Origin of the sequence: Methylocystis iwaonis, assembly GCF_027925385.1 — a bacterium.
In the GTDB taxonomy this organism is placed as follows: Bacteria; Pseudomonadota; Alphaproteobacteria; order Rhizobiales; family Beijerinckiaceae; genus Methylocystis; species Methylocystis iwaonis.
The window spans coordinates 2,422,883-2,441,302 of sequence record NZ_AP027142.1 but is presented as its reverse complement, the minus strand read 5'-3'; the positions used below and the strand labels follow the sequence as shown (position 1 = coordinate 2,441,302).

General features: G+C 63.9%; 15 protein-coding genes. 6 read left to right on the top strand and 9 right to left on the bottom strand.

Translation table 11 applies throughout. The features are described from left to right. Positions 1-46 precede the first annotated feature (46 nt). From QMG84_RS11885 to QMG84_RS11875, 3 genes are all read left to right on the top strand, one after another. Positions 47-1,120: a lysine-2,3-aminomutase-like protein gene (locus QMG84_RS11885; protein ID WP_281928092.1), complete on the top strand. Its 1,074-nt coding sequence runs from the start codon at positions 47-49 to the stop codon at positions 1,118-1,120. Positions 1,121-1,182: 62 nt separating this feature from the next. Continuing rightward, positions 1,183-3,888 carry a DUF3772 domain-containing protein gene (locus QMG84_RS11880; protein WP_281928090.1) on the top strand — a complete coding sequence of 902 codons (2,706 nt, stop codon included), beginning with the start codon at positions 1,183-1,185 and terminating at the stop codon, positions 3,886-3,888. 226 nt (positions 3,889-4,114) lie between these two features. Beyond that, entirely contained in the window at positions 4,115-5,239 is a 1,125-nt protein-coding gene (locus QMG84_RS11875; protein WP_281928089.1) for an outer membrane protein, read from the top strand. 55 nt (positions 5,240-5,294) lie between these two features. Here the strand turns inward: QMG84_RS11875 and QMG84_RS11870 are convergent, their stop codons facing one another. Then, complete coding sequence (locus QMG84_RS11870) at positions 5,295-6,605, bottom strand: leucine-rich repeat-containing protein kinase family protein (protein ID WP_281928088.1); 1,311 nt, start codon at positions 6,603-6,605, stop codon at positions 5,295-5,297. 380 nt (positions 6,606-6,985) lie between these two features. On the opposite strand from QMG84_RS11870, the gene gltX reads away from it, so the two are divergent. The 3 genes from gltX (at position 6,986) to QMG84_RS11855 (ending at position 11,727) form a co-directional block, all read left to right on the top strand. Further along, positions 6,986-8,404: a glutamate--tRNA ligase gene (gene gltX / locus QMG84_RS11865; protein ID WP_281928087.1), complete on the top strand. Its 1,419-nt coding sequence runs from the start codon at positions 6,986-6,988 to the stop codon at positions 8,402-8,404. 411 nt (positions 8,405-8,815) lie between these two features. Then, complete coding sequence (locus tag QMG84_RS11860; RefSeq protein WP_281928085.1) at positions 8,816-10,102, top strand: citrate synthase; 1,287 nt, start codon at positions 8,816-8,818, stop codon at positions 10,100-10,102. Between the two features lie 143 nt (positions 10,103-10,245). Beyond that, positions 10,246-11,727: a YcjX family GTP-binding protein gene (locus QMG84_RS11855; RefSeq protein ID WP_281931991.1), complete on the top strand. Its 1,482-nt coding sequence runs from the start codon at positions 10,246-10,248 to the stop codon at positions 11,725-11,727. Positions 11,728-12,075: 348 nt separating this feature from the next. Here QMG84_RS11855 and QMG84_RS11850 read toward each other — a convergent pair whose 3' ends face one another. The 8 genes from QMG84_RS11850 to nifV all read right to left on the bottom strand — a co-directional run bounded on the left by QMG84_RS11850 (position 12,076) and on the right by nifV (position 18,411). After that, entirely contained in the window at positions 12,076-12,441 is a 366-nt protein-coding gene (locus QMG84_RS11850; protein WP_281928084.1) for a 2Fe-2S iron-sulfur cluster-binding protein, read from the bottom strand. Positions 12,442-12,449: 8 nt separating this feature from the next. Further along, on the bottom strand, positions 12,450-12,740 hold the full coding sequence (locus tag QMG84_RS11845; protein WP_165049071.1) for a ferredoxin family protein: 291 nt from the start codon (positions 12,738-12,740) through the stop codon (positions 12,450-12,452). 62 nt (positions 12,741-12,802) lie between these two features. Next, positions 12,803-14,110 (bottom strand): FAD-dependent oxidoreductase, encoded by a 1,308-nt coding sequence (locus QMG84_RS11840; protein ID WP_202073377.1) that lies wholly within the window; start codon positions 14,108-14,110, stop codon positions 12,803-12,805. A gap of 55 nt (positions 14,111-14,165) precedes the next feature. After that, positions 14,166-15,260, bottom strand: a complete 1,095-nt coding sequence (locus QMG84_RS11835; RefSeq protein ID WP_281928080.1) for an electron transfer flavoprotein subunit alpha/FixB family protein — start codon at positions 15,258-15,260, stop codon at positions 14,166-14,168. 72 nt (positions 15,261-15,332) lie between these two features. Further along, positions 15,333-16,184 (bottom strand): electron transfer flavoprotein subunit beta/FixA family protein, encoded by an 852-nt coding sequence (locus QMG84_RS11830; protein WP_202073375.1) that lies wholly within the window; start codon positions 16,182-16,184, stop codon positions 15,333-15,335. 15 nt (positions 16,185-16,199) lie between these two features. After that, on the bottom strand, positions 16,200-16,535 hold the full coding sequence (gene nifW / locus QMG84_RS11825; RefSeq protein WP_202073374.1) for a nitrogenase stabilizing/protective protein NifW: 336 nt from the start codon (positions 16,533-16,535) through the stop codon (positions 16,200-16,202). Beyond that, the gene (gene cysE / locus QMG84_RS11820) at positions 16,532-17,275 is read right to left on the bottom strand and encodes a serine O-acetyltransferase (RefSeq protein ID WP_281928078.1); all 744 of its coding nucleotides are present in this window, start codon (positions 17,273-17,275) and stop codon (positions 16,532-16,534) included. Before cysE ends, nifW begins: the two co-directional genes overlap by 4 nt. Then, positions 17,272-18,411, bottom strand: a complete 1,140-nt coding sequence (gene nifV, locus QMG84_RS11815) for a homocitrate synthase (RefSeq protein WP_281928076.1) — start codon at positions 18,409-18,411, stop codon at positions 17,272-17,274. The genes cysE and nifV overlap by 4 nt, the downstream gene beginning before the upstream one ends. Between the last annotated feature and the right edge of the window lie 9 nt (positions 18,412-18,420).

Genomic DNA, 18,420 nt, shown 5'->3' with positions numbered 1-18,420 from the left:
CCAGCGACTATTGCGGAACGGCGTCGCGGCGCTTAATCCGGCCGCTATGGCGTTACAACACGATCCGCGGCCGGCGCTGCCCGCAAGGACATTGGCGTCGAGCGCCGATCTCGCGTCCGCCGGGCTTATCCCCGCGAGGCGCGCCGCGGCGCTGGCCGAGGTCGAGTCCCGCTACAGCGTCGCTGTCACGCCTGAGATCGCGGGGCTGATCGATCCATCTGATCCCGCCGACCCGATCGCGCGGCAATTCCTGCCCGACGCGCGCGAAATCGTGACCCTGCCGCAGGAACTCACCGACCCCATCGGCGACACAGCGCGCAGTCCTGTGCCGGGAATCGTGCACCGCTACCCCGACCGCGTGCTGCTCAAGCTGCTCACGGTCTGCCCGGTCTATTGCCGCTTTTGCTTTCGCCGCGAGACCGTCGGGCGGGGCAAGGGCGATCTGCTCGGCGAGGCCGAGGTCGAGGTGGCGCTGGATTACATCGCCGCCAACCCGCAAATTTTCGAGGTCATTCTCACGGGCGGCGATCCGTTGATGCTCTCCGCCCGGCGCCTGACGCAAGTCGCGCGGCGGCTGGCGGCGATCCCGCATGTCGCCGTCTTGCGCGTTCACACCCGCGCGCCGACCGCCGCGCCCGATCTCGTGACGCCGGAGCGGCTCGCGGCGCTGCGGGAGAGCGGCAAGGCGCTCTATGTCGCTTTGCATGTCAATCATGCGCGGGAGCTCTCAGTGAACGCCTGCACGGCCATCGCGCGCTTGCGCGCGGCGGGCGCGACGCTCCTGTCGCAGACCGTGTTGCTCGCCGGCGTCAACGACGACGCCGCGATCCTCGAGCAGCTCATGCACGCGCTTCTCGCCCAGGGCGTGAAGCCCTATTACCTGCATCATCCCGACCTCGCGCCCGGAACGGGCCACTTCCGCACGAGCATTGCGGCCGGCAAGGTCCTTCACGCCGAGCTGGCGCGCCGCATCACCGGGATAGGCCTGCCTTCCTACGTGCTCGATATTCCTGGCGGCTTCGGGAAAATTCCCGTCTCGGCGTTGGAGCCGGACGGGGCGGGGGGCTGGCGCGTCCTCGATCGGGCGGGGCGCCTGCATCTCTATCGCGACGATCTCTAAGATCGCCTCAAGATTGTCGCGATTCGGCGCTTTGTCGCGGTTTCGCCTTCTGGAGAGATGCGTTGCGCAGACTGACGCTTATTCTTGTGCTGTGTTTCAGCGCCCTCGCTTTGGCGATGGCGCGCGCCGATGAATCCGCGACGACCATCGAGCATTACAACGCCCGGCTCGACCGCGCTCACGCCAGTTTGGAGAGCGCGCAAAAGAGCATGGAAGATCCGGCGCTGAACGACCGGGCCCTGCGCCAGTTGCGCGACCGGACGGAGCCGCTGCGCCAGGAGTTCGAGGATATTATCGAGGCGCTCACGCCGCGTCTCGCCGCGATCGACGCGCGGCTCAAGGAGCTGGCGCCGACGGAAACCAAGGCGGCCGAGTCGCCGGCGCCAGCCAAGGCGCAGCCTCAAATTCAACCCGCCCAGATGCAGCCTGCGCCGCCGCAAGCCGCTCCGCCCCCGGCTGTGCAAACGAAGGCGCCGGCCCCGCCGCCCGCCGCGCGGTCTGGCGCGCCGAACCAACAGCCCAAGCCCGACGCGGTCAAATCGCAGCCGCCGCCCGTTGTGACCGCGCCGGAGCAGCCGGCCGCCTCGGCGGAAGCGAGCGTGAACGCCGAGCTCGACGAGCAGCGCAAGCTCCACGACGCCACGGACGCGACGCTGAAGCGCGCCCGCGCTTTGCTGCTCGAAACCCGTCAGCTCACGGTCGCCATCGTCGCGCGGCAGCGCGCGCTTTTCGCCAAGACGGTTTTCCTGCGCGCGAAGAGCCTCTTCTCTGTGGATCTGTGGCGGGAGGCCGTCAGGGACGCGCCCGGCGTCTTCGGCGCTGCGGAAGCCTTTCTGCGCGACCGTTCCGCCAATTTCGTCGCCCGGACGGAAGGGCATCGCCTGCCGCTCATCGCCTTCGTTCTGGCGATCCTGCTCGCCTTGCCGCCCGCCCTCCTGCTCGCGCGCCGGGTGTTGAGGCGCAATCACGACGGCGTGAAAGTGACGCCGATGCGGCGCGCCGCGGCGGCCGGCTGGACAGCCCTCGTCGCCGCCGCCGCGCCGATCGCCGCCGCGGCGGCTTTGGGTTCGGTCCTCGAAGCCTATGATCTGCTCGACTCGACTCTCGAGCCCCTGGCCGAGCGGCTCTTTGAGGGGGTCGCGCGCATCGCCTTCGTCTATGGCGTCGCCCGCGCCGTTTTCGCGCCAGGGCATCCCGATTGGCGCGTGATCGATCTCGGCGACCGCCTCGCCAGATTGTTCGTTCGTCTCTTCGTCTTGGGGGCGGCCGTCCTTTCCGTTACGCGGATCCTCGAGCAGATCGAGGAGACCGTGCAGGCGAGCATGCCGGTTGTCATCGTGACGCTTGGGACGAGCGTCATGATCCACGCGGGCCTGCTGCTCTGGGGGCTCGTCGCGCTCGCGCCGCGAGAAGAGGAAACCGCAGCGGGCGCTGGAAAGACGCGCGACTGGCTCGTCGCCTTGCGTCTGTCGGGCGCCTTGATGCTCGTTGTCATCCTCGGCGCCTGCGTCGCCGGCTATGTGACCTTCGCCAATTTCATGATCCTTCACGCCAGTTGGATCGCGGCGGTCGCCTTCGTTCTCTATGTCGTCGTCGTCCTGGCGGCCGGCGGGGTGGAGCATGCTTTCTCCGCCGAGGGGCTGCTCGGCCGCGGCATGATCGAGGCGTTGGGCCTTAAGCGGGAGCAGCTCGCGCCGGTCGGCGTGCTGCTCGCCGGCATTGTGACGCTCGTCGCCTGGGGCGCCGCCGCGCTGCTCGCCATCGCGCCTTTCGGCTATTCGTCGAACGACATTCTCGCCAATCTCTGGAGCTCCTTCGTCTCCTTCAAGATCGGCGACGTCACCATCTCGCCTTCGGCGGCGCTGACGGCGGTCGCGCTGTTCCTGCTGGTGCTGGCGGCGGCGCAGGGGCTGCGGCGCTGGCTCGACACCCGCCTTCTGCCGCTGACCCGCCTCGACACCGGCCTGCGCAGTTCGATCAGCGCCACGCTCGGCTATGCCGGCGTCATCGCGGCGGTCATGACGTCCCTGTCGAGCATCGGCATCGGCGTCGAGAAGCTCGCCATCGTCGCGGGCGCGCTGTCGGTCGGTATCGGCTTCGGCCTGCAGTCCATCGTCAACAATTTCGTCTCGGGGCTGATCCTGCTTTGGGAACGCGCCATCCGCGTCGGCGACTGGGTCGTGGTCGGCGACGAGCAGGGCTATGTGCGTCGCATCAATGTGCGCTCGACCGAGATCGAGACCTTCGACCGCGCGACGATGGTCGTGCCGAACTCCAATCTCGTCACCGGCGTCGTGAAGAACTGGCTGCGCGGCGATCGGGTGGGGCGCATCAAGGTGGCGCTTTCTCCGCATCCGGGCGTCGATCCGGAGCAGATGCGCGACATCATGATCGCCGCCGCCCGCGCGCAGGAGGGCGTGCTGCGCATCCCCGCGCCGCAGGTGATGTTCCTCGGCATGGAGACGACCGCGTTCAAATTCGAGCTTTGGTGCTATGTCGAGGACGTCGAGAAATCCTCGCGCGTGCGCAGCGATCTGCATTTCGACCTCTATCGTCGGCTCAGCGAGGCGGGCATAAAGATCGCAGCCGAGCCGGCGCCGCCGCCCAAGACGATCCTGCAGCTTCCCGAGCTGGATAAACTCGCCGCCGCCGCCGCGGCGAGCGCGCTCGCCATCGAGGCGGGGATCGTGCAGCTTTCGTCTCCGGACGATTCCTCGGTGGACCAGGCGCCGGCGGAGGAGCGGGAGAGCGAGAAGGTCGAGGCTTAACGGGTCAGTTAGTCGGGCCGAATTTCCGCTTATGACCCTAAATCGGCCAACTGAGCAAATCGCCTGGGTTGTATCGAGCAAAATAGAGCGTGGCGGGTTTGTCACACTGCGCTAGAAACGGCCGCTGCGGCTTTAACTTAGCATACTTTTTGCCTGGACTGTCCTGGTGGGAAGGCTTCTTTTTAAGGGGATGCGTTCTTAGCTCATCCGCTTAAAGGATAATCCGATGGCAAAACCACTGATTTCGGCGACCGCCCTCAGCTTCGCAGTCGCCACTTCAGGCTTCGCCGCCGACCTCCCCAGCGCAAAGGCTCCGCCCTTATCCCCGCCGCCACCCCCTGCTCTTTGGACGGGGTTCTATGCTGGCTTGAACGCTGGCGGAGGCTGGGGCGCCACGAATAATGCGACCACTGTTAGCGCACCGCTGCTTGATGCTGTGGCTTTCGCCGCCAACAATCTTGACCCCAAGAACCAGCTTCCAGGGACCGGCCTCATTAATGGGAGCACCGCGCTAGCGAATAGCGGCGTCGCCAACGTGAATCAGAGCGGCTTCATCGGCGGCGGCCAAATCGGTTACAACTACCAGTGGGGCCAGAACATTGTCGCCGGCCTTGAAGCCGACATCCAAGGATCCACCATCCGAGGGAGCGGGTCATACACCGGCGCGTCGCAGGACCACATAGCTTGGCGAGACCCGATTGGTATCCCTCCCATTGTTGTTGTCGGCGGGGTCCCTCTTACGAACGCTGGGCCCTGCTGGGCTGGCTGCAACCTTACCCGCAGCGCTCTGGGCTTCGGACAAGTCACCGCTGGCGTGGACTGGATGGGCACCGTTCGTGGTCGTCTTGGTTATCTCGTCACGCCCACCATGCTGATTTATGGTACGGGCGGTCTCGCCTTTGGCGGCGTTCATGGGTCGTCGACTCACGGCGGTGTAACGCAGGCCGTCCTGACAGGGCTGAATGCCTCTGCTCTTCCAGTGCCATTTAATTATTCGCAATTTAATGGCACATATACTATTCCAAACATACCGGGAGCAGCCAGTTACTCCAATACACGGGTCGGATGGACAGCCGGCGGCGGCGTGGAATGGATGTTCATGCCCAATTGGAGTCTGAAAGTTGAGGCGCTTTATTACAATCTTGGGAGCGCGGCACTCTACTCTACCCCAGTGAGCCTCGTGTCACCATTTACGATCAACCTTGGCGGCGTCAATGTTTCAGCCGGCCAATTACTGACTGCTAACGCGCCTGTGACTCGCATCAAATACGATGGCATCATCGCCCGCGCGGGCGTGAACTATCACTTCAATTGGTTCGCTCCGCCGGCTCCGGTTCTCGCCAAGTATTGATCGGTCTGCGGTTTGGGGCCTTCCATTAGTCGGTGGTGCTGACCATTCCATCGCGTCACATGTCGCTCAGGAACTCAGCAACATCCGCCATTGATGGGCGGCTCGCTGTGTGTGGTTGCACGCAAGCGTGGACCAGCTCTTGCAGTTTAAGCAGCTCTGCAGAAGCAGCAGTACACCGCTCTAGCAATTCGCCAAGAAGCAGACCCCAGGCACGGACTTCGGTTCGTTGCCAAAGACTCCCTTCTTCACCGACCGGAAGCACACACGCCGCGCCGAAATCGCTAAGCGCCGCGTCGCCGTCTTGCCCGTCCCAAAGAACATTATGAGCGTAAAGATCGCCATGCAGTAACCCCCTCGCATGCAGATGAGCAGTGGCCGACGCGACGCCACGCGCTAGCTGAAGGGCAGCCGTCGGTGTTAGACGCAATTCGGAGGAATACACGTCACGGCTACAGGTCGTGAGGTTTGGAGGGGCCGCGAGCGGGCGCCAATGAGCCGGTAGCAGCGGCATCAATAGCCCATCTCTCCCCTCGGGGTGATCCACCAAACGACCCAAAGCCGCCGTAAGGTTAGGATGTTCCCCCGCAGCCAGGCACGTCGTTATTTCACTTAGAGGGGAACCGTCGCTCGTCATGGCGCCCAGGAAAAGTTTCACCGCCACAGAGATCGGCTCACCGGCTTTCTCTGCTCGCCAAAGCCCGTGATGCACTTCTCCGGAGGCGCCTCGGCCTAGACGCGCTCCGATGTCGAGATCCGCCCAAAAAACGGGCGCAGCGACTGCGGGCGGCAAATCGCGCTGCAGAGGATTTCCGTTCCAGGAAATCCAGGCGAGGCTGGGAAGCTGCACAAGCCACGGTGGAAGCGCATCAAAGCGGTTGGAGCTCAGCCGCACAAGCTCCAGAGACGACGCGTCGGCCAGACTGCTCGGAAGATTGCGGAGCCGATTCCCCGCCAGCATCAACTTCTGTAAATGCGGTCGCTCGCCAAGAGCTTCGGGGAGCTGCTCAATGCGGTTTTCAGTGAGGATCAGCCAGCGCAATTTTGGCGGCAGAGCTTCTTCGGGAACTTCTCGTAGCCCGGACGCCCGGAACCCGATCTGGCTCAAGGAGCGGCAATCCCCAAGCGCCGAGGGAAGTCGCTCGAAGTTATTGCCTGAGCAAAATAATACGCGCAGCCGATGAAGGCGGCTCATGTCATTGGGGAGTTCAGTAAGCCGGCCACCGCTGAGGTCCAAGACCTCGAGCGTATCAGCCAAGCCAAAGATCTCCCGCGGGAATTCGGTCAGCCCCGGCAAACGAAGCTCGCGTATGCCGGCGAGATCGCCGCGACGAAGACTTTGCAGGTCCGACTTTTGAAATTCTGACACGACTTCCTCTAGCGGCGACTTTCCCCCACGGCGCCGACCTTCCTACGGTCTCCTCGGCAGCGATGGAAGCGCGCCGGCGCCGGCAACATTCGGGAGGATCTTCCGTCTGATCTCTCCCACTATCTCAGCTCAGCAAAGACGCCAATTTGTCAGCAGCCTGTGCGGGCCTGAAGGCCCGCGGTCCGGGGCGCTTTGGACCGCGAGCCTTCAGGCTCGCATTGCAGGAACGCGCGTGCTAGAGGGGCGCTCTCGAAATTCGCGACCGGCCGTCATTGCGAGCGGAGCGAAGCAATCCAGGGCCGTGATGGCCGCTCTGGATTGCTTCGTCGCTTCGCTCCCCGCAATGACGGGCGCTCGCTCCGCTGGATCATCGCCGCCCCATGTCCGAGGTCGTTACCCGCTTCGCCCCGTCGCCCACCGGCTTCCTGCATATCGGCGGGGCGCGCACGGCTTTGTTCAATTGGCTCTACGCGAGGCGCCATGGCGGGCGGATGCTGCTGCGCATCGAGGACACCGACCGCGAGCGCTCCACCGAGGCGGCGATCGAGGCCATTCTCGACGGCATGAAATGGCTCGGCCTCGATTGGGACGGCGACGCCATCTACCAGTTCTCGCGCGCCCCGCGCCACGCCGAGGTGGCGCATGAGCTGCTGGCGAAAGGCCTGGCCTATCGCTGCTATGCGACGCCGCAGGAGCTCGAGGAAATGCGCGAGAAGGCGCGCGCCGAAAAGCGCCCGCCGCGCTACGACGGCCGCTGGCGGGATCGCGATCCGGCCGAGGCGCCCGCCGGCGCGCCCTTCGTCTTGCGCATCAAGGCGCCCGAGGCGGGCGAGACGGTGATCGAGGACGCTGTGCAGGGCAGGGTGGTCTTCCCCAACAAGGACCTCGACGATTTCATCCTGCTGCGCTCCGACGGCACGCCGACCTATATGCTCGCCGTCGTCGTCGACGACCACGACATGGGCGTGACGCAAATCATTCGCGGCGACGACCATCTCACCAACGCCGCGCGGCAGAAACACATTTATGAGGCGATGGGCTGGGAAACGCCGGCTTTCGCCCATATTCCGCTCATTCACGGGCCGGACGGCGCCAAGCTCTCCAAGCGCCATGGCGCGCTCGGCGTCGACGCCTATCGCGCCATGGGCTATGTGCCGGCGGCGCTGCGCAATTATCTCGTGCGCCTGGGCTGGAGTCAGGGCGACAAGGAGTTCTTCACGCAAGAGGAGATGATCGAGGCGTTCGATCTCTCCCAGGTGCATCGCTCGCCGGCGCGCTTCGATTTCGTGAAACTCGAAAATATGAACGGGCATTATCTGCGCGATACGCCCGACGACGAGCTGTTCCAGATTTTGGTCGACACCCTGCCTTATCTCCAGGGCGGCGAGGCGGTGCTGGCGGCCCTCGACGATCATAAGCGCGCCCAGTTGCGCGCGGCGCTCCCCGGCCTGAAGGCGCGCGCCAAGACGCTCAACGAGCTTGTCGACGGCGCCGGCTTCCTTTTCGTCCAGCGTCCGCTGCCGATGGACGAGAAGGCGCAAAAGCTCCTCTCGCCGGAGGCGAAGGCGCGCCTCGCCGCGCTCGGACCAAAGCTTGCGGCGCTGACCGAATGGAGCGCCGCAGCGACGGAAGGCGTCGTGCGCGATCTTTCGGTCGAGCTCGGCGTGAAGCTCGGAGACCTCGCGCAGCCCTTGCGCGCCGCGCTCACCGGCCGCGCGACCTCGCCCGGCATATTCGACGTGCTCGAAATTCTCGGGCGCGACGAGAGCCTCGCGCGCATCGCCGACCAAAACGCGTGAGAAGGCGCTGAGCCGGGCGTGAGCCCATCCCTCCCCTTTACGGGGAGGGTGGCCCCGCGTAAGCGGGGTCGGGTGGGGTAAGGCCCAACCATGTCGTGGCGGCGTGAACCCCACCCGGCGGCCTTCGGCCGCCGACCTCCCCGTAAAGGGGAGGTATTGTGGCTAACGACGCTAGGCTGTTGCTTGCTTGATCGGCCTGTGCACCTGTCCGCGCATAGGCCCTCGTCAGCTTCAAAGCTTGACAGTCTTCGCGGTAGCGGTAACCTTTTTGCGCTGCACAAGAGGTCGTCCCCGCCCTAGATGTGCAAAAAACCAAAGGCCTGCCGGCATCGCGACGTATTTATAAGAGAGTGTCGCGGCGGCTGGGGCACGGCGCCGCCGCGCGTCCGGGCCGACTAACGAGGGTGCGCAATGGCCGACAACAAGGCTTCTTTCTCAGTGGGCGGCAAAACCATCGACCTTCCCGTCATGGAAGGCACGATGGGACCGTCCGTTATGGACATCCGTAGTCTCTACGCCGAGACCGAGATGTTCACCTTTGATCCCGGCTTCACCTCCACCGCCTCTTGCGAGTCGAAGATTACCTTCATCGACGGCGACGAGGGCGTGCTGCTCTATCGCGGCTATCCGATCGAGCAGCTTGCCGAGCACGGCGACTTTCTCGAGACTTGCTATCTGCTGCTCTATGGCGAATTGCCGACGGGCGCGCAAAAGGCCGATTTCGACTATCGCATCACGCGCCACACCATGGTGCATGAGCAGATGGCGCGCTTCTTCCAGGGCTTCCGCCGCGACGCGCATCCGATGGCGGTGATGGTGGCCTCGGTCGGCGCGCTCTCGGCCTTCTATCACGACTCGACCAATATCGCCGACCCGGTCGAGCGCATGGTCGCCTCGACGCGCATGATCGCCAAGATCCCCACGCTGGCGGCGATGGCCTATAAATATTCGATCGGCCAGCCCTTCGTTTATCCCAAGAACGACCTCGACTATACTTCGAACTTCCTGCGCATGTGCTTCGCCGTGCCGTGCGAGGAATATAAGGTCAATCCGGTTCTCTCCCGCGCGCTCGACCGCATCTTCATCCTGCACGCCGACCACGAGCAGAACGCCTCGACCTCGACCGTGCGTCTCTCCGGCTCCTCGGGTGCCAATCCCTTCGCCTGCATCGCGGCGGGCATCGCCTCGCTGTGGGGCCCGGCGCATGGCGGCGCCAATGAGGCCGTGCTGAAGATGCTCTCGGAGATCGGCACGCCTGATCGCATTCCGCAGTTCATCGCCCGCGCCAAGGACAAGAACGATCCCTTCCGCCTGATGGGCTTCGGCCACCGCGTCTATAAGAACTACGATCCGCGCGCAAAGATCATGCAGCGCACGACGCGCGAAGTGTTGAACGAGCTGGGCGTGAAAGACGTGCTCCTCGACGTCGCGCTGGAGCTCGAACGCATCGCGCTCTCCGACGACTATTTCATCGAGAAGAAGCTCTATCCGAACATCGACTTCTATTCGGGCATCACGCTGAAGGCGATGAACTTCCCCGTCGCCATGTTCACCGTGCTCTTCGCCGTGGCGCGCACGGTCGGCTGGATCGCCCAGTGGAAGGAGATGATCGAGGATTCCGGCTCCAAGATCGGCCGGCCGCGCCAGCTCTACACGGGCGAAAAGCGGCGCGACTATGTGCCGATGTCGAAGCGGTAGGAGTTCATGGACCGCGAGCCTTCAGGCTCGCTCTTGACTATGCGAGCCTAAAGGCTCGCGGTCCGCTCTCCCAAATTGGCGGCTCTTGGATTAGATGAGGTTCCGTCTCGTCTCTTCCCGGAGCCGCCGTGCCTTCCTCGCAAATGTCCGATCTTTGGTTCGAGACCCGGGTCGCCGCCGAGAGCCTCGCCGATTTCGTCTCGGGCGCCCGTCTGCGGCTCGGGGTCACCGGCCTGTCACGCTCAGGCAAGACGGTTTTCATCACATCTCTCGTGCATCATCTCACCCGTGCGCTGGCGGCCGGGCGCAAGGCGCATCTGCCGGTTTTTCGCGCGCTGGCGGAAGGTCGCATCGTTTCCGCCCATCTCGATCCGCAGCCGGACTTCAACGTGCCGCGCTTCGCCTATGAGGAGCATCTCGAGGCGCTGACGAGCGGCGAGGAGCGTCATTGGCCGCAATCGACGCGCCGCATCTCCGAGCTGCGCGTCGCCATCGAATTCAAATCCAACGCCTGGTCGCTGCGCCATATCGGTCAGGAGACGGCGCGCCTCGACATCGACATTGTCGATTATCCGGGAGAATGGTTGCTCGATCTGCCCTTGCTCGGCAAATCCTATGCGCAATGGTCGCATGAGACGCTGGAGGCGGCGAGCGCGGCCGCGCGCGCCCCGATCGCCGCCGAATGGCGCGGCGCAACCGTCGGCGTCGATCCCAAGGGGCGCTACGCGGAGCAGTCCGCCCAGAAGCTGGCGCGGCTCTTTACCGAATATCTGCGTCTCGCCAAGACCGAGCGCTTCGCGCTCTCGACCCTGCCGCCCGGGCGCTTTCTGATGCCCGGCGATCTCGAAGGTTCGCCCGCGCTGACCTTCGCGCCGCTGCCGGTGGAGGAGGGGGAGGAGCTGCCGTATCGCAGCCTCGGGCGGGAGATGGAGCGCCGCTACGAAGCCTATAAGACCCATGTTGTGAAGCCGTTCTTTCGCGACCATTTCGCCCGCCTCGATCGGCAGATCGTCTTGGTCGACGCGCTGGCGGCGCTGAACTCCGGCCCGGCGGCGGTGCGCGATCTCGAAAACGCGCTCACCGACGTGCTGAACGCTTTCCGCACCGGCCGCTCCAATCTGCTCTCCACGATCTTCCGGCCGAAGATCGACCGCATCCTGTTTGCGGCGACAAAGGCCGACCATCTGCACCATACGAGCCACGACCGGCTGGAGGCGATCCTGCGCCATCTGACGGGCCGCGCCATTGCCCGCGCCGAAGGCGTCGGCGCGGAGATCGACGTGATCGCCATGGCCGCCGTGCGGGCGACGCGCGAAGCCGTCGTGCGCCATGAGGGCGAGAAGCTGTCGGCCATCGTCGGAACGCCGATCGAGGGCGAGCGCATCGGCGACGATGTTTTCGATGGCGTCGCGGAAGGCGCAATCTTTCCCGGCGAATTACCTGACGATCCGAAAGCGGTGTTTCGCGGAGATGCTTTGGCGCTCGACGAGGAGGAAGCCGAGTTTCGCTTCCTCAAATTTCGCCCGCCCGTTGCGAAGTTTGCAAAGGACCGAGAGCCTTTGCCGCTTCCGCATATCAGGCTCGATCGCGCGATGGAGTTTCTGGTCGGCGACAAGCTGGTTTGAAGCTGCGGGAGTTTGCGCGGGGCGTATAATACCATTTCCTTCTGAACAGCTCGCGTCGAATCCAGAGCCACAAAAGTGCGGGTTGCTCTGGACTCCCGATCGCTCGCTACGCGAGCGTCGGGAATGACGCCGACCCCATCTAAGCGGAACCGATAAAAACAACTCCGTCATTGCGAGCGCAGCGAAGCAATTCAGGGCGTCATCGCTGCTCGGGATTGCTTCGCCGCTACGCTTCTCGCAATGACGGGGCGGGCTCCGTTTATATGCTTTCGCCCAACGCGCGTTCACCAACAAAAAACCGGCGGTCGCGTGACCGCCGGCTCGTGAAGCTTCTCAGCGCTTCGAGCGTCAGGCGCCGCCCGGCTCGCCGCTGAACTTCACCAGAATATCTTGGTCACGGACAATATACTGACACGCAAGGCGATATTTTGGCGCCACATCTTCCACTTCGGCCAAGCGGATTTCCTCGGCGGTGATTTTGCCGAGCGATTTGAGCTGGGCCTTTTCCTTCTCGGTCAGAAGCGAGCCCATGGTCTTTCCCGACAGCGTGACGACCTCGATCAAGCAGGAGCCGCATTCGCCGTCGCGACAATCATGCGGGATCGCAATCTTGTTCGCATCGGCGACGGAGAGGATCGTCGACGTATCGCCCGCGATCGCATAAACCGTGACATTCTTATGCAACAAGGGCGACTGGAAAGTGACATTGGGCATGGCGTTTCCTATCCGAACTTGAACAGCACGCCGAAACCGCCGCGCGGGTAGTTCCAGGTGATGTCGCCGGACGCTTCGCACAACACCCGACAGGTGCCGCATTCGAGACAGCCGTCCGGCGTGATTTCGACCTGTCCCGAACTGGTTTCAGAATAGCAGCCCGCGGGGCAGATGTGAGTCATCGCCAGGAGATTTTCAGAGGGTTTTTCGTGCGGACGGATGGCGATATGCGGCTTGCCTGCGTCCACGAGATAGCGATTTTGGTAGAGTTTTTCCTCAACTCGGGCGGCGAGGGACATGGGATCTCTCCTCTCGGAATGTTCTTTCCTCGACTACGCAAGAACAACGCCAACTCGATGCGTCAACGCCAGGCGCGCGCAAGCTTCCATGCGTCGCCAAAGAGACCCGACCATTTGCGTTCCTTTATAAAGGCGCCGATGGTGGCCTTCTCCTTGTCCAACTTCGGCGTGCCGTCGACGCGCAGGAAGTTTTCCATGGCCTTCGAGACGAGCTGCGGATAGGCCAGGAAGTAATTTTGCGAATTGGCGTGCAGAAGCGCCGGCATATCCTTGTATTTCTTGAGGTCCTTCATGACGAAGCTGTCGTCGAGGAGCTTTTTGTAAAGCGCCAGATTTTGCTTCGTCATCGCGTCCTTGCGGGATTTGATCTGGAAGATCGCTTCGCCCGCGAGGCGCCCCGAGGTCAGCGCGAGATTGGAGCCTTCGCGGTGAATGGCGTTGTTGAGTTGCGCCGCATCGCCGCAAACCACCCAACCATCGCCGAAAAGCTCCGGAATTGTGTTGTATCCGCCCTCGGGGATGAGATGGGCGGCATATTCCTTCACTTCCGAGCCTTCGAGCAGCGGTTTGATCGAGGGATGGTTTTTGAACGCCTCCAACAGGCCGTAGGGCGTATCTTTATTTTCAGCAAAGTCCGAAACCAGACAACCCATGCCGACCGAAATGCTCTCCTTGTTGGTATAGACGAAGCCCATGCCCGTCATGCCTTTGGAGATGACGCCGGCCGCCTCGACGACGACGCCTTCGTCGCCATGGAGATTAAAGCGCGCTTCGATCGTTTCGCGCGGCAGGAAGTGCATTTCCTTCACAGCCAGCGCGACATGCTCGGGCTTTGGCGACGGGCGCAGGCCGGCGCGCGTGCCGAGCAGGCCGTTGACGCCTTCGCACAGCACGACGACATCGGCGAAGATGGTGCCGCCGCGACGGTCGGTGCGCACGCCGATGACCTTGCCGTAAGCGTCGCTCACCAGCTCCATCACCGTCGTTTCGCAGATGACGATCGCGCCCTGCGCCTGCACTTCTTTCGAGAACCAGCGGTCGAACTGCGAACGAACAATCGTGTAGCGGTTCGGCTTGTCTTCGTTGAAGTCGTCGTTGCGATATTGGATGGCGGTATGGGAGCGATCGCCCATCATCCAGAAACGCTGTTCGACGAGATGGCGCTCGAGCGGCGCCTCCTCGCGGAAGTTCGGGATGATCTTCTCGACCATATCTGCATAGAGGATCGCGCCCTGAACATTCTTCGAGCCCGGATACTCGCCCCGCTCGAGCTGCAGCACTTTGAGGCCGCGGGACGCCATGGTGTGCGCCGCGGCGTTGCCGGCCATTCCGGCGCCGATCACGATCGCGTCGAATCTTTCTTCGATCATGGCAGTCTCCATTCACATGCAACCGGCGCCAGGCCGGACAATTTCGAAGTGTTCATTAGCCGGCGAGCCGATCACGCTGATGGGGCGATAGTCTCGCGCGGAAAGCTTCGGTGAGCGCCGGCAGCAGGCGGATGGCGTCCGTGGCGATGCCGATATGCGCGAAATCGAAGATCGGCGCATTCTTGTCGGTGTTGATCGCAACGATGCAATCCGCGCCTTCGACGCCGACGCGATGTTGAATCGCGCCAGAGATGCCGGCGGCGATATAGAGCTTCGGCCGGATCGTCTTGCCGGTCTGACCGATCTGGCGCTCGGCGGGGAGCCAGCCTTTCTGCACGACCGGACGCGAGCAGCCATATTCGGCGCCGAGCACGGAAGCGAGGTTCTTCACGAGCTGGAAGTTCTCGGCGCTCTGCAGGCCCATGCCGCCAGCGACGACGACATCGGCAAAAGCGAGATTGCTCTTGTTGGAGTCGCGGTCGGGAATGAAGCGCAGCAGCTTGGTGATGATCGAGTCTTCGTCGAGATCGGGCGTGAAGGGCACGATGCGGCCGACGCGATCGGCGACGCGCTCCGGCATCGGCATCACGCGCGGACGCACGGTCGCCATCTGCGGGCGATAATTCAGCGTGTAGATCGTGCAGAGCAGCGAGCCGCCGAAGGTCGGGCGCGTCGCGGCGAGCGAGCCGTCGGCGTCCACCGCAAGCTCGGTGCAGTCGGCGGTGAGGCCCGTGAGCAGCGTCGTCGCCACGGAGCCCGCAAGGTCGCGGCCCAGATTCGTCGCGCCCAGCAAAAGGATTTCCGGCTTATAGGCGTTGACGAGCTGAGTCACCGCCTTGGCGTAAGACTCGTTGCGATAATCCGTCAGCACCGGATGCTCGACGAGATAGGCGACATCCGCGCCGTAGCGGAAGGCCTCGGCCGCCGCTTCCTTGGTGCCTTCTCCGGGGCCGCCGAGCACGACGGCGCCGAGCTCGACGCCGAGCTTGTCGGCAAGCTTGCGGCCTTCGCCGAGAAGCTCCCAGGAGACGGGGTGAACGTCACCGCGCTCCTGTTCAACGCAGACCCAAACATGCTTGTAACCGCGGAAATGCTCCGGCAGCTCTTTTTTTGCGCTAGCGCGAGTGGCGGGCGGCGGCGTGGGGGACATCGTCAGCTCCTGTTTCGAATTTTCGAGCGCGCTTCGCGCAAAAAACCGGTTTCCACTTTTTCGCCACGCGCTCTAGAGTCCGGAAGCGAGTTTGGTCATGTCGGCTTCGAGCGCCGGATGGCGTCCGAAGATGGAGGCGATCAGCGCCTCGGCGGAATCGCCCGCCGTCTTGCCGGGCTCTACAAAGGCGGCCTTCTCGGAGCGCGGCGCCGGCGCGAAGACCTTCTTCACGATGGTCGGCGAGCCCTTGAGACCGCATTTGGTGAGATCCTCGATCTCCGCGTCCTTGGCGCTCCAGGTGACGATCTCGGCGCGGGCGGCGCGCAGGGCGTCGTTGAAGGCGCCGCGGCGCACTTCATTGGAGCCCTCGATCATGGTGATGAGGCAGGGCATGGCGGTCTTGAGAACCTGCACGCCGCCCTCGGCGCGGCGCTCGACGACGACTTCGCCCTTCTCGGGATCGCAGTCGACGAGCTTCGAGATATAAGTGAGCTGCAACAGGTTCAGGCGTTTGGCGATGCCGGGGCCGACCTGCGCCGTATCGCCGTCGATCGTCTGCTTGCCGGTGAAGACGATGTCCTGCTTGCCGAAGGTCTGCTCGATCTTGCGGATCGCCTGCGCGAGCGCATAGGTGGTGGCCAGCGTGTCGGAGCCCGCAAAAAAGCGGTCGGTGAGCAGCACGGCGCGGTCGGCGCCGATCGCCAAAGCCTTGCGCAGCGACTCGGAGGCCATGGGCGGGCCCATGGTCAGCACAGTGACTTCGCCGCCAAATTTGTCGCGCAGGCGCAGCGCCTCTTCCAGCGAGAAGAGATCGTAAGGATTGATGATCGTCGGCACGCCCTGCCGCATGATCGTATTGGTCACGGGATGAACGCGGATCTGCGCGCTATCCGGAACCTGCTTGATGCAGACGAGGATTTTCATTTGTCTTTTCCTGGCTCAGCTGCGGGCGACGGTCAGCGTGGTCAAGGGAACGAAGGGCTTCGCCGGCTCTTCCTTCGGCTTCACGGCGTCCTTGTGGACCTTGAAGACGCGCTCGGCGATGGGCGAAGAGGCCGCGAAATCCTCATAGGCTTTGGTGAGCGTCTCTTTGCAGGCGGCCCGCGTTTCTTCGTCGGGGACGCCGTCGAAGTCGTTCTTGGAGAGATATTCCGCCATGCGGCGCAGAATATGGAGGCGCGCGACGCGCACCACGGCCGGGTCGTAGTCGACGCCGAGCGCTTCGAAGAAGTCTTCGGCGGAGTGAAGCTTCCGCAATTCGTCGAACACGCTCATGGCGTCGTCTCCTTTTCACTGGTCTTCGAAAGGGTTTCATTCTTGCGCGCCTGCAGATGCGCTAGGCGCGTTTCGAGGAAGTCGAGCCGGTCGATCAGCACCGAAATGGCGTCGCCGACCGGATCGGGAATGAGATGATGTTCGAGATCGATGCGGCCGTCCGGGCCGGAGCGGCGCCGTTCCACTTTCACGATGCGACCGGGAATGCCGACGACCGTCATTTCGGGCGGAATGTCCTCGATCACCACTGAATTGGCCCCGATGCGGGAGCGCGCGCCGACGGTGATCGGCCCGAGTATTTTCGCGCCGGCGCCGACGAGCACGCCGCTTTCGATCGTCGGATGACGCTTGCCCGGCGCCCATGACGTGCCGCCCAGCGTGACGCCGTGATAGAGCGTCACATCGTCGCCGATGACCGCCGTCTCTCCGATCACGACGCCGGCGCCGTGATCGATGAAGAGACGCTCGCCGATCGTCGCGCCGGGATGGATGTCGATATTGGTGATCAGCCGCGCGAACCAGGAGAGGAAGCGCGCCGGGAATTTGACGCCCCGGCGCCAAAGGCTGTTGGCGATGCGATAAAACAGGATCGCATGAACGCCCGGATAGAGAAGGGCGACTTCGAGCGAGTTGCGCGCCGCGGGATCGCGGCTCAGAACGCAGGAGACGTCGCCGCGCAATTTGACGAAAAGGGTCGGTGTTGTGGCGGTTGTCAGCGGAGCTGAGGCGGCGAGACTCATGGCGCGCCTCCGCATGCGCTTTTGAAGAGGTTCTTCAACTCACGCTTCGTCATTGGCGCCGCCTTCTCGTTCGCGCGCTGGCGGATTTGCGCGAGAAGCGCATTCGCCAGATCGCGGTCGATGTCGAAACCCAGTTCCGCGCCCTTGCTTTTCAGCGCCGCGACGCCCGAGTGCTTGGCCAGCACGACAGTGTTGCGCCGGCCGAGCAGCGCAGGGTCGATCCCCTGATAGGTGCGCGCGTCTTTCAAGAGCGCGGCGACATGAATGCCCGACTCATGGGTAAAGACGTCGGCGCCGACGATCGCCTTCGAGCGGCCAATGCGCCGGCGGGCAGCGCGAGCGACGAGCTTCGACAGCCCAGGGAGCTGGTCGGCGCTGATATTGGTCTGGCCCCGAGCGACATGGCCGAGCGCGACGGCGATCTCTTCGAGAGCGGCGTTGCCGGCGCGTTCGCCCAGACCGAGCACGGTGACGGAAGCATGTGTGGCGCCGGCGCGGGTGGCCGCGAGCGTATTGGCGGTCGCAAGGCCGACGTCGTCATGGCCGTGGAACTCGATCGGCAGATCCGTCTCCGCGCGCACATTGGAAATCGCCTCGAAGGCGGAGAACGGATCGAGCAGGCCAAGCGTATCGGCGAAGCGATAGCGCCAGGCGCCGGCTTGCTGCGCGGCGCGGAGAATGACGCCGACGTCGCGCGGATCGGCGCGGGACGAGTCCTCGCCGCCGAGCGCCACTGTGAGACCGCGTTCGCGTGCGTAGGAAACGACCGAGCGCACGCGTTCGGCCACAGCCGGGACGTCGACGCCGAGCTTGACGCTGATCTGCAGCCGCGACATGGGCGCGGAGATGTTCACATGGGAGACGCCGGCCGACAGAGCCGCATCGACGTCATTCTTATTCAGCCGGCACCAGGCCATCACGCGGCAGGGAAGACCTTCGGCCACGACGCGGCTAATGGCGTCGATTTCGTCGCGTCCCATGGCCGGCGTGCCGGCTTCGATTTCATCCACCCCCGCGGCCGCGAGCGCTTTTGCGATCGCAACCTTGTCGCGCGCCGTGAAGGCGACCCGCGGGGCCTGCTCGCCGTCGCGGAGCGTCGTGTCATTGATAAAAATGCGGGGGTGGTCGACGTTCACGGCTTCAAC